This window comes from Microbacterium sp., assembly GCF_035687345.1.
Taxonomy (GTDB): Bacteria; Actinomycetota; Actinomycetes; order Actinomycetales; family Microbacteriaceae; genus Microbacterium.
This window is the reverse complement of the sequence record NZ_DASRXZ010000057.1, coordinates 34,322-46,398: the sequence shown is the minus strand read 5'-3', so window position 1 is coordinate 46,398 and position 12,077 is coordinate 34,322. Positions and strand designations below refer to the sequence as shown.

Sequence of the window (12,077 nt, the reverse complement as noted above, 5' to 3'; positions counted from 1 at the left end):
CTCGGCGAGCGCGACCGCGTCACCGACCAACGCGTCACGGACGTCGGGTTCGCACTCGTCCAGCCGGTCCACCAGGTACTCCGCGTGCGCGACCGTCATCCTCGCCCTGCTCAACGACTCCAGCGCGGCCGGGTACCGGTGCACCAGCGCCTCCGCACGCCGGATCAACTCCCCGGCGGCGTGCTCGGTGATCCGCATCCCCGCCGCGATCTCGAGACGGATGCCCCGCTCCACCACCCCGGGCAACTCCCGCCCGTACCTGGCCGCATCCTCCAAAGCCTCGCGGCGGGCCCGGTCCACCGTGACGAAGTACTCCGCGGCGAACATCGTCTCCACATCACCCGTCTCGCGCACACGGTCCATCGCATCCGAAACCCGAGGCACGAACTCCCCCTCAGCTGCGATCGACATACCCCGACTTTAGAAAATACGTACGACACTCCAAGGTGCGCCGAAGTCATCGTGGAGAACTCGCTCGGCACTCGGCTCGGGGAGGAATGGTTCAGGAAAGCGAATGACCCTCGATCAGCACCGCCAGCCCATCCAGTGTCCGCGCGAGCCCGAACTCCCACGCGCGTTCCTCGCTCCACGCACTCCCCTGCGCCTCACCCGCGGCCGCGCCGACGCGCACCGCGCGCGGATACTTCTCCGGATCGAACGCCCGCGCCAGAATCGGCTGATTCGCCTCCCACCACTCGGCGTCGCTCATCGCCGTGTCGGTCGTCGCCCGCCGCGCGTCGTGCGCCGCGCGACAATGCGCCTGCACGAATCCCAGCACCCACGTCAGAGCCGCATCCGTATCGACATCCGACAGTCCGGTCCCATCGAAAGCGGCGAGCTCGTGCTCGTACTTCGCCATCAAGCCCGGGCCGAGGGGTGGGCGGCTGAGGGCGGCGACTTCCGTCATCCACGGATGCTGGAGCAGCAGCATCCGGTTCTCTTCCGCCACCGTCGAAACCCGCTCACGCCACGACTCACCGTCGAAGGCACGCCGCTCCATGCGCATGTACAGCCCGTCGACCATGAGGTCGAGCAACTCGGGCTTGCCGGGGACGTACGTGTAGACCGACATCGTCGAGATGCCGACGCGCTCGGCGACCGCGCGCATCGTGAGCGCGGCGAGCCCCTTCTCATCGGCGAGCGCGAGGGCGGCGTCGACCACCTGCGCCACCGTGACCGAACGCGCCGGCCCCTTGCGGCGCGGTGCCTCGTCGGACAGCCCCCACAGCAGCGCCAGAGTCGTGCTCGGCGAGCCGGCACCCGTGCGATTCGCGGTCATGAACTCATCCTTGCATTCTTTCGCCGTACACTATACATTGTACGTCGTACGAAATAAGGAGGCGCCTCTTGACCATCACCGATTCCGCCATCTCGCTCAATGTCACCGATGTCGAGGCGTCGTCCGCATGGGCGCGCAAATACCTGGGCTTCGAGGTCGCGATGGAGGCTGACGGGTTCTGCTCGCTGGCGCATCCGGATGCCGGCTTCAACCTCATCTACCTGCGCACCGGGCTGTCGACGTTCAAGCCCGCCTCGGCGGCCGGCCACGCCGACGGGCTGCTCGTCGTCTTCACCGTCGACGACATCGACGCCGACTACGAGCGCCTGCGCCAGGACGGCGTCGAGATCATCACGCCGATCGAGACCGAGCCGTGGGGCGAGCGCTACTTCCAGATGGCCGACCCCAACGGCATCGTCTACCAGCTCGTGCAGTGGGTGACGCCGCCCGAGCAGGTCTGAGCCCTCCCCTAGTCTCGGAGCATGCGCTGCGTCGCGTTCATGCGGAACGTCAACCAAGGCCAACACGGACACCCGTCGACCGACGACATCCGCGCGGGCTTCGCCGACGCCGGCTGCCCCGACGCGGCGCTGTTCCAGGCCAACGGCACGATCGTGTTCGAGTCGGATGCCCCGGCCGACGTCGTGGCGACCGCCGAGCAGTCGATCGCCGCCCGCTCGGGCCACGAGCGCGAGATCCTTTGGACTCCGCTCGACACCCTCGTCGAACTCGCCTCGAAGCATGGTGCGGTGCGCGATCCGCGGAGGTTCGAGTTCGCGCTGCACGGCGGCGGGACGATCGACACGAATGATCCGGATGCCACGGCCGAAGCCGACCGCAACCGCTGCGAGCTCGTCGACGCCGGCGCGGGGTGGGCGCTCGTGCGCAACAGGATCGAGGGCGAGGGTCACGCGACTCCCACGGTCGAGCGGATCACCAGAACGCGTGCGTCGGCGCGCGGGCTGCCGACAGTGGTGCGGCTCGTGGAGCGGTTCGCGCGGAGCGCGTGATTCGACGAGGGGCCGCGCGGTGGCGGCATCCGTCGATTCAGAGTTCCCGCGCGAGCTGCTCGAGGTGTGTGCCGGTGAGTCGCTGGGTGGTCCATTCGTCCATCGGGACCGCGCCGATCGAGCGGTAGAACGCGATGGACAGCTCGTTCCAGTCGAGGACGCTCCACTCGAAGCGCGCGTACCCGCGCTCGACGCACACCGCCGCGAGCGACGCCATGAGGGCCTTGCCGTAGCCGCGCCCGCGCTGCGCGTCGTCGACGAAGAGGTCTTCGAGCCAGATGCCGTGCGTGCCGGTCCAGGTCGAGTAGGTGAGGAACCAGATCGCGATGCCGACGATCTCGCCGTCGCGCTCGACCACGTGCGCGAACGCGTGCGGCGTCTCGCCGAAGAGCGTGCGCGTGAGGGCGTCGACGGTGTTCTCGACGGCATCCGGTTCGCGTTCGTATTCGGCGAGCCCACGGATGCAGGCGAGCAGCCCCGCCTCGTCGCCGGGCCGCGCTTCGCGCAGGGTCGCGCCGTCGGGCAGGGTCTTCGGCAGCATGCGTTCGAGCGTAGTCAGCGGGTGCGACGGTCGTTGACCGGGCGGGTGCGGTTGCGCAGCGCCCCGGCGGCGAGGGCAGCGGATGCCGCGATCAGCGCGAGCACGGCGAGGGCGACGCCGTCCCACCCCGCCCACGCGAACACGAAGCCGAGCGACCAGCCGAACAGGCTCGACCCGGCGTAGTAGCCGAGGTAGTAGAGGGCGGATGCCTGGGCTCGCGCATCCGGTTCGCTCACCGCCGGCGCCCACCCTGACGCGACCGCGTGCGCGGCGAAGAAGCCGGCGGTGAGCACGAGGAGTCCCGCGAGGATCGCGACGATCACCGGGACGAGCGTCAGTGCGGTGCCCGCCGCCATGACGGCACTCGAGACGAGGAGCACCGGCAGGCGCCCGAACCGCGACGCTAGGGTGCCGGCGACGGGTGAGGCGACCGTGCCCGCGAGGTACGCGAGGAAGAGAAGCCCGATGACCGCGTGCGGGAGCGAGTACGGCGGCTCGGTGAGGCGGAATCCGAGGTAGTTGTACAGCGCGACGAAGCCGCCCATGAGCAGGAAGCCCTGCGCGTAGAGCGCGAGCTGGCGCGGCGAGCGGAGGTTCTCGGCGAGGCGTTGTGGGAGCGATGGGCCTCGCGTGGGGCGGAGGCGGAGCGGGACGAATCCCCGTGCTCTTGGCACGAGAACGAGAAACAGAACGGCGGATGCCACGCACACGACGGCCACGGCGAGGACGCCGATGCGCCAGTCCGCAATGTCTCCGATAGGGCCCGCCATGAGGCGTCCGGAGAGTCCGCCGATCGTCGTGCCGGCGATGTAGCTTCCGGCCGCCGCGGCGGTGTGTGCGGCGTCGACCTCTTCGCTGAGGTACGCGAGCGCGATCGCGGGCACGGCTCCGAGGCCGACGCCTTCGAGGAGCCGCAGCGCGAGGAGGATCTCGAGGTCGGAGCTGAACGGGGCGAGGAGTCCGAACACGGTGGCGGCGACGATGCCGACCGCCATAGCGGGCACGCGCCCGACGCGGTCGGCTACGGCCGACCACGGGATCACGGTGGCGGCGAGGCCGAGGGTGGTCGCCGACACGGCGAGCGCTGCTGTCGGGGGTGGGACGTCGAACTCGGATGCGATCAGCGGCAGCACCGCCTGCGGCGAGTACAGCTGCGCGAACGTCGCGACTCCGGCGAAGAAGAGTCCGGCGATCAGGCGGCGGTACGCGCGGTCGCCGGGGAGGTGGCCGGTGAACGCGGGGGACGCCATTCCCTTGACGGTAGTGGGCGCGCGGTGTTGTGCCCGACCCGGGCTTCCGCGGTCGTTGATTAGATGTCTCTCACCATCTGTACATTGAGAGCACACACCGAAGCATTCTGAACAACCCGCCCGACGAGAAAGCAGAAAACAGCACAATGACGCCGACCACAAGCGAAGCCCAGCGCGCCGAACTTCACAAGACGATCTGGCGGATCGCGAACGACCTGCGAGGCTCTGTCGATGGGTGGGACTTCAAGAGTTACGTGCTCGGGATGCTGTTCTACCGGTACATCTCCGAGAACCTCACCGCGTACATCAACGCCGGCGAGCACGCCGCCGGTGACACCACCTTCGACTACGCCAAGCTCCCCGACGCGGAAGCAGAGTTCGGTCGGGCGGACACGGTCGCGGAGAAGGGGTTCTTCATCCTCCCGTCCGAACTGTTCCAGAACGTCCGGGCACGGGCGGCGCAGGACGAGAACCTCAACGAGACCCTGCAGCGGGTGTTCACGAGTATCGAAGGGTCCGCGGTCGGCACCGACAGCGAGAACGACCTCAGGGGCCTGTTCGACGACCTCGACGTGAACAGTTCCAAGCTCGGCAACACCGTCGCCAAGCGCAACGAGAAGCTGGTCAAGCTGCTGGATGCGATCGGTGATCTGCCGTTGGGGAACTTCGCGGACAACTCGATCGACCTGTTCGGCGACGCGTACGAGTACCTCATGCAGATGTACGCGTCCCAGGCCGGCAAGTCGGGCGGTGAGTACTACACGCCGCAGGAAGTGTCCGAGGTCCTCGCCCGCATCGCGGTGATGGGGAAGACCCGGGTGAACAAGGTGTACGACCCCGCCTGCGGGTCCGGGTCCCTGCTGCTGAAGTTCGCGAAGGTGCTCGGCAAGGAGAACGTCGGCGGGTTCTACGGGCAGGAGATCAACCTGACCACCTACAACCTCGCCCGCATCAACATGTTCCTGCACGACGTGAACTACGAGCAGTTCGACATTGCCCACGGAGACACCCTGCTCGACCCGCAGCATTGGGACGATGAACCGTTCGAGGCGATCGTGTCCAACCCGCCCTACTCCATCAAATGGGAAGGCGACGCGAACCCACTCCTCATCAACGACCCACGGTTCGCACCGGCCGGTGTGCTCGCACCGAAGTCGAAGGCCGACCTCGCGTTTACGATGCACATCCTCAGCTGGCTGTCGGTAAACGGCACTGCTGCGATCGTCGAGTTCCCCGGCGTCCTGTACCGCGGGGGTGCGGAGCAGAAGATCCGCAAGTATCTCGTCGATAACAACTACGTGGATGCTGTGATCCAGTTGCCCGCGGATCTGTTCTTCGGTACCACCATCGCCACGTGCATCCTTGTGCTCAAGAAGAGCAAGACCGACAACGCCGTGCTCTTCGTCGACGCATCCGCCGAGTTCACCCGCGTCGGGAACAAGAACAAGCTGCTCCCACAGCACCAGGACCACATCCTCGACACGCTCACCGCCCGCGAGAACGTCGACCACGTCGCCAAGCTCGTCCCGAACGACCAGATCGCCGAGAACGGCTACAACCTCTCCGTCTCGTCCTGGGTCGAGCAGGAAGACACCCGCGAAGAAATCGACATCACCGCCCTCAATGCGGAGATAAAGCGGATCGTCGCTCGCCAGGCCGAGTTGCGGGCCCAGATCGACGCCATCGTCGCCGACCTCGAGGGGCAAGCGTGAGCAAGATTGATGACCTGATCCGCGAACGCTGCCCGGGCGGTGTCCCATTTAGGCCGCTCGGTGAGATCGGCGAGTTCGTTCGAGGGAACGGACTGCAGAAGGCAGATCTCACGGATGCGGGAGTCCCCGCCATCCACTACGGCCAGATCCACACCGCGTACGGCGTCTGGACTAAAGAAACTGAGTCGTTCACCTCAACAGAACTTGCATCGCGACTGCGCCGGGCGAAGCCGGGCGACCTCGTCATCGCAACGACGAGTGAGGACGACTCTGCGGTTGCCAAGGCCACGGCCTGGCTCGGCGACACCGAGGCGGCTGTCAGCGGCGACGCATACATCTTCCGCCACGCGCTCGACCCCAAGTATGTCGCCTACTTCTTTCAGTCATGCTCGTTCCAGGAACAGAAGAACCGTCACATCACCGGCACAAAGGTCCGCAGGATCTCGGGCGAGGCGCTGGCTCGGATCGTCATCCCTGTGCCTCCGTTGGAGGTGCAGCGGGAGATCGTGCGGATCCTCGACACGTTCACGGAGCTGGAAGCGGAGCTGGAAGCGGAGCTGGAAGCGGAGCTGGAAGCGCGGCGCCGGCAGTATCAGCACTACCGGGACACCCTCTGCAGTTCTCCGGGGGCCTCCTTTGCGTCGCTCGGTTCGCTGGGTGAGCTTTTCGGCGGTCTGTCTGGAAAGACCAAGGCAGACTTCGCTGAAGGCAATGCGCGCTTCGTTTCATACGTCAACGTGTTTAGGAACATCGCCGTCGACGTGGCTGCAAAGGACTTCGTGCGGATCGGTGAGGGAGAACGCCAGCGGTCACTTCGCTTTGGTGACGTCTTGTTCACGGGCTCGTCTGAGTCGGCCGCGGAAGTTGGTATGACGTCGGTTGTTACACAGCACCTTGACGAGCCGCTTTACCTGAATAGCTTCTGCATAGGCTTCCGCCCGCACGATGTGGAACGTCTTAGCCCGCACTACGCTAAGCATCTCTTCCGATCCTCAGCGATGCGGTCCCAGATCGTTCGGACCGCCAACGGAGTCACGCGGTTCAACGTGTCGAAGGGTCGCCTTGCGCAGATTCTCGTGCCGCTGCCGACTCGCGACGAGCAGGATCGAATCGCTCGCACACTAGACGCATTCGAGTCACTTGTGAACAGCCTCACGGATGGCCTGCCTGCCGAGATTGCCGCGCGCCGGAAGCAGTACGCGTACTACCGGGACAGGCTTCTGTCGTTTGAGGAGGCCGCTGCATGAGTGAGGCTTCCATTCGCCGTTTTGATCCGATTGCGGTGTCGGCGGAGTCGACGGTTGTTGCGGAGTATTCGCCTGAGCCTGCTGCGGTTGCGGGGTATCAGTCTGAGGCGGCGTTGGAGGCGGAGTTCATTCGCCTGTTGGAGGCGCAGGCCTACGAGCGTCTCACGATCACGAGTGAGGCTGAATTGGTCGCGAACCTCCGTCGTCAGCTGGAGTTGCTGAACGATGTGACGTTCAGTGATGCGGAGTGGTCGTCGTTCTTCGAGTCGAGGATCGCGGGGAAGAACGACGGCATCGTCGAGAAGACGGTGCGGATCCAGGAAGACCATGTGCAGCTGTTGCAGCGGGATGACGGGTCGACGAAGAACATCCGTTTGATCGATAAGGCGAACATTCACAACAACCGGTTGCAGGTGATCAACCAGTACGAGGTCGATCAGGGTGCTGGGGGTGGGCGGTTCGCGAGTCGGTATGACGTGACGGTTCTGGTGAACGGGTTGCCGTTGGTGCATGTGGAGTTGAAGCGCCGCGGGGTGCCGATTCGGGAGGCGTTCAATCAGATCGACCGGTATCAGCGGGACTCGTTCTGGGCCGGCAGCGGTCTGTTCGAGTATGTGCAGTTGTTTGTGATCAGCAATGGCACGCACACGAAGTACTACTCGAACACGACCCGGGTGCAGCATCTGGATGAGGCGCGGAAGTCGGCGGGTGCGAAGCGGAAGACGTCGAACAGTTTCGAGTTCACGTCGTGGTGGGCGGACGCGCAGAACAAGCCGATCAGTGATCTGACGGCGTTCGCGAAGACCTTCTTCGCGAAGCACACCCTGCTGAACATCCTGACCCGGTATTGCGTACTGACCGCGGACCGGTTGCTGCTGGTGATGCGCCCGTATCAGATCGTCGCGACAGAGCGGATTCTGCAGCGAATCGAGATCGCCACGAACTACAAGCAGCTCGGCACGACCGCGGCCGGCGGGTATGTGTGGCATACGACGGGGTCGGGGAAGACGTTGACGTCGTTCAAGACCGCTCAGTTGGCGTCCCGGTTGGGGTCGGTGGACAAGGTGCTGTTCGTCGTGGACCGGAAGGACCTCGACTATCAGACGATGCGGGAGTACGACCGGTTCCAGAAGGGCGCCGCGAACTCCAACACCTCCACCGCGGTGCTGAAGAAGCAACTCGAGGATCCGGGCGCGCGGATCATCATCACCACGATCCAGAAGCTGTCGAACTTCATCGCCGGCAACAAGCAGCACCCGATCTACAACCAGCATGTGGTGCTGATCTTCGACGAGTGCCACCGGTCCCAGTTCGGGGACATGCACACCGCGATCACGAAAGCGTTCCGCCGGTACAACCTCTTCGGGTTCACCGGAACCCCGATCTTCGCCGTCAACTCCGCCACCGGCGGGAACCCGCAGTTGAAGACGACGGAGCAGGCGTTCGGGGAGAAGCTGCACACGTACACGATCGTTGACGCGATCCAGGACAAGAATGTGCTCCCGTTCCGGATCGACTACGTCAAGACCATCAAGATCGGTGCAGTCGCGGACAAGCAGGTGTCGGGGATCGAGGCGGAGAAGGCGCTGCTGGCGCCGGAGCGGATCCGGCAGATCGTCGCGTACACGCTGGAGCACTTCGACCAGAAGACCAGGCGGGCCGCCTCGTACATGCACTCGGTGGTCACCAACGTCGCCGACTTCTCCAAGCATCGCGGCGGGGCGGAGGCGGTGAAGCAGGCGCAGCGGGTGCGGGGGTTCAACGCGCTGTTCGCGACCGCGTCGATCGACGCCGCCCGCCGCTATTACAACGCCTTCCAGTGGCAGATGGAGCAGTTGCCGCCGGAGAAGCGGCTGAAGATCGGGCTGATCTATTCGTACGGCGCCAATGACGCCGTCGACGACGACGGGACGCTGTCGGATGAGGAGTTCGACACGTACGGGCTGAGCACGGACGCGAGGTCGTTCCTGGAAGACGCGATCCAGGACTACAACGACATGTTCGGCACCTCGTACGACACCAGCGCCGACAAGTTCCAGAACTACTACAAGGACCTGTCGCAACGGCTGAAGAACCGGGAGCTGGACATGGCGATCGTGGTGAACATGTTCCTCACCGGGTTCGACGCCACCACCCTGAACACCCTGTTCGTGGACAAAAACCTCCGCGCCCACGGCCTCATCCAGGCATACTCCCGCACAAACCGGATCCTGAACTCGGTCAAGACGTACGGCAACATCGTCGCATTCCGGGACCTCGAGGAAGAAACCAACGCCGCCCTGGAGCTGTTCGGCAACAAGGACGCCCGCGGCATCGTGCTCCTCAAGCCCTACACCGACTACTACACCGAGTACGCCGACAAGGTCACCGAGCTCCTGAACAGGTTCCCCGCCGGGGTTATCCCTGTCGGGGAGGGCGCGCAGAAGGAGTTCATCCAGCTGTTCGGGCAGATCCTGCGGCTGGAGAACATCCTCACCTCGTTCGACGACTTCGCCGGGAACGAGATCCTCACCCCCCGGCAGCACCAGGACTACCAGTCCACCTACCTCGACCTGCACGCCGAGTTCAAGAAGCTCCGCGACGCCGACAAGGAGCAGATCACCGAAGACGTGGTCTTCGAGATCGAGCTTGTCAAACAGGTCGAGATCAACGTCGACTACATCCTCATGCTCGTCGAGAAGTACCGTGCCGCGCACGGCGACGACGGGGAGGACAAGGAGATCCGCGCCGAGATCACCCGCGCCGTCAACGCCAGCCCCACGTTCCGCAACAAACGCGACCTCGTCGAAGCGTTCGTCGACACCGTCAGCCCCAAAGGCGACATCGACACCGAATGGCAGGCATTCATCGCCCAGAAACGCGAAGCCGAACTCGAGGACATCATCGCCGAGCAGAACCTCCGCCCGGCCGAGGCCCACGCGTTCGTCGACGCCGCGTTCCGCGACGGCGCCCTCCAGACCACCGGCACCGCCATCACCAAAGTCCTCCCACCCGCCAGCCGATTCGCAGCCAAGGGTGGACACGGGGAAAAGAAGCAGCGCGTCATCGACAAGCTCACCGAGTTCTTCGAACGATTCGCCGGACTGGGATGACCGCGCCGCCTGAACCCATCGCATAAGGAGACGACTTGTCAAAGTACACCGTCCATCAGCACTCGGTCGAGACCCTGCTCGCATGGGTGAAGTCCGGGCAGGTGGCGATTCCTGAAATGCAACGCCCATTCGTATGGGACTCCACCAAGGTGCGTGACCTCCTCGACTCGCTCTACAACGGGTTCCCCATCGGGTATCTCATCACGTGGCAGAGCACGGACGTGGGCCTCAAGGACGGCTCGAAGTCCTCGTTCAAACAGATCCTCATCGATGGCCAGCAACGCATCACAGCGATGACTGCGGCCCTGGTCGGCCAGCCGATTGTCGACAAGAGCTACAAGCGGAAGCGAATCAAGATTGCGTTCAACCCCACGACCGAGCAGTTTGCGACGCTCACACCCGTGATCGACCGAGACAGCGCCTGGATCTCCGACGTCGCAGAGTTCGTAAATGCCCCCTCCACGTTCTCCGCAACGAAGGCCTATATGGATGCGAATCCCGACGTGGACGGGGAACGTGTCGAGATCGCTCTCCAGCGACTCTCCGGCGTCAAGCAGGCGCAGGTCGGCATTATCACGCTCACCGAAGATCTCGATATCGAGACCGTCACAGAGATCTTCATCCGGATCAACTCAAAGGGTGTTCCGCTCAGCAGTGCGGATTTCGCGATGAGCAAGATCTCAAGCCACGGCCAGCTGGGCAGCAATCTCCGAAAGCTCATCGACTACTTCTGTCATCTGTCGGTCGCACCACACGTCTATGCAGACATCGAGGAGCACGATACGGCCTTCGCTGCCTCGGGCTATCTCAAGGCGATCTCGTGGTTGAAAGACGACACATCCGACCTCTACGACCCGACATACACGGACGTAATTCGCGTAGCGGGCATAAAGGAGTTCTCCCGCGGAAAGGTCGCAGCGCTTGTCAGTGTTCTCTCGGGGCGAGACTTTGAGACGAGAACGTTCAGCGAGGAGCTTGCGATCGAATCTTTCGACCGGCTCGAACGTGTCTTGCTTGAGATCGTCAATCAATACAACTTTCAGCAGTTCGTTCTGACGATCAAATCGGCGGGCTTCATCTCCCCTCGACTCGTGAGCTCCAAGAACGCGCTGAACTTCGCCTACGCGCTCTTCCTCAAGCTCCGAACGGAGAAGCTTCTCAACGACGCGGAGATCAAGTATGTCGTGCGGCGGTGGTTCGTAATGTCTGTGTTGACTGGCCGATACACGGGAAGCTTCGAGACGGCATTCGAGGCCGACATCCGACGGGTAAATGAGGTGGGCGCGCTGCAGGCGCTTCGCGACATCGAGGCGTCTCAACTCGCCGATAACTTCTGGAACGTCGCGCTTCCGATGGAAATGGAATCCTCGAGCGTCCGCAGCCCATACTTCCTCGCGTTCCTCGTCGCGCAGATCCACGGCGGCGCCAAGGGCTTCCTTTCGAAGAACATCACGGTTGCAAGCATGATCGAAGAGGTGGGCGACATCCACCATGTCGTGCCGAAGAACTACCTCGTCAAGCATGGTGTGAACGATCGAAGCGAATACAACCAGATTGCTAACTTTGCACTAACCGAGACACCAATCAACATCGCGATCAAGGACAGGGCCCCAGGCGACTATATGGCGATCGTCGATGCACAAATTGCCGACGGCAATCTACGTCTCGGCGAGATCACGACCGCCGCCGAGCTCGATTCGAACCTCGCAGCCAATGCCATTCCCGCGAGTCTCCGGACGACTAGCGCCGAGTCCTACCAGGCGTTTCTCAAGGAACGAAGGTTCTTGATGGCCCAGATCATAAAGGCGTACTACCTGGCTCTGTAGTTGCGCGGTTACTCGTCCATCGGGTATTCCACGCGAGCACTTGGAGTAGTCAGACTGATGATGCTTGGGCATGCGCAGGAGCGCACGTATGAGGAGGTGGCGACCGGTGGCACGAAGCCG

At 63.8% G+C, this 12,077-nt stretch carries 9 protein-coding genes and 1 pseudogene; 6 read left to right on the top strand and 4 right to left on the bottom strand.

All coding sequences use genetic code 11. From position 1 onward, the window contains the following. Positions 1 to 411: pseudogene (locus tag VFF97_RS07045) on the bottom strand (HNH endonuclease); the annotation flags it as partial. A gap of 91 nt (positions 412 to 502) precedes the next feature. Next, entirely contained in the window at positions 503 to 1,279 is a 777-nt protein-coding gene (locus tag VFF97_RS07040; protein WP_325032779.1) for a TetR/AcrR family transcriptional regulator, read from the bottom strand. Between the two features lie 68 nt (positions 1,280 to 1,347). Here VFF97_RS07040 and VFF97_RS07035 point away from each other — a divergent pair, with 68 nt between their 5' ends. Next, on the top strand, positions 1,348 to 1,740 hold the full coding sequence (locus tag VFF97_RS07035; RefSeq protein ID WP_325032778.1) for a VOC family protein: 393 nt from the start codon (positions 1,348 to 1,350) through the stop codon (positions 1,738 to 1,740). Positions 1,741 to 1,761: 21 nt separating this feature from the next. Continuing rightward, on the top strand, positions 1,762 to 2,289 hold the full coding sequence (locus VFF97_RS07030; protein ID WP_325032777.1) for a DUF1697 domain-containing protein: 528 nt from the start codon (positions 1,762 to 1,764) through the stop codon (positions 2,287 to 2,289). A 37-nt stretch (positions 2,290 to 2,326) separates the two neighbouring features. Here VFF97_RS07030 and VFF97_RS07025 read toward each other — a convergent pair whose 3' ends face one another. Together VFF97_RS07025 and VFF97_RS07020 are read right to left on the bottom strand one after the other, a co-directional pair. After that, complete coding sequence (locus VFF97_RS07025; RefSeq protein ID WP_325032776.1) at positions 2,327 to 2,830, bottom strand: GNAT family N-acetyltransferase; 504 nt, start codon at positions 2,828 to 2,830, stop codon at positions 2,327 to 2,329. A gap of 14 nt (positions 2,831 to 2,844) precedes the next feature. Then, positions 2,845 to 4,080 (bottom strand): MFS transporter, encoded by a 1,236-nt coding sequence (locus VFF97_RS07020; protein ID WP_325032775.1) that lies wholly within the window; start codon positions 4,078 to 4,080, stop codon positions 2,845 to 2,847. Positions 4,081 to 4,226: 146 nt separating this feature from the next. On the opposite strand from VFF97_RS07020, the gene VFF97_RS07015 reads away from it, so the two are divergent. Genes VFF97_RS07015 through VFF97_RS07000 form a run of 4 tightly spaced genes read left to right on the top strand, consistent with a single transcriptional unit; the run spans position 4,227 to position 11,957 of the window. After that, entirely contained in the window at positions 4,227 to 5,792 is a 1,566-nt protein-coding gene (locus VFF97_RS07015; RefSeq protein ID WP_325032774.1) for a type I restriction-modification system subunit M, read from the top strand. Further along, positions 5,789 to 7,039: a restriction endonuclease subunit S gene (locus VFF97_RS07010; RefSeq protein ID WP_325032772.1), complete on the top strand. Its 1,251-nt coding sequence runs from the start codon at positions 5,789 to 5,791 to the stop codon at positions 7,037 to 7,039. The genes VFF97_RS07015 and VFF97_RS07010 overlap by 4 nt, the downstream gene beginning before the upstream one ends. Continuing rightward, positions 7,036 to 10,131, top strand: a complete 3,096-nt coding sequence (locus VFF97_RS07005; RefSeq protein ID WP_325032771.1) for a type I restriction endonuclease subunit R — start codon at positions 7,036 to 7,038, stop codon at positions 10,129 to 10,131. The genes VFF97_RS07010 and VFF97_RS07005 overlap by 4 nt, the downstream gene beginning before the upstream one ends. 35 nt (positions 10,132 to 10,166) lie before the next feature. Next, positions 10,167 to 11,957 (top strand): GmrSD restriction endonuclease domain-containing protein, encoded by a 1,791-nt coding sequence (locus VFF97_RS07000; protein ID WP_325032770.1) that lies wholly within the window; start codon positions 10,167 to 10,169, stop codon positions 11,955 to 11,957. The last annotated feature ends 120 nt before the right edge of the window (positions 11,958 to 12,077 follow it).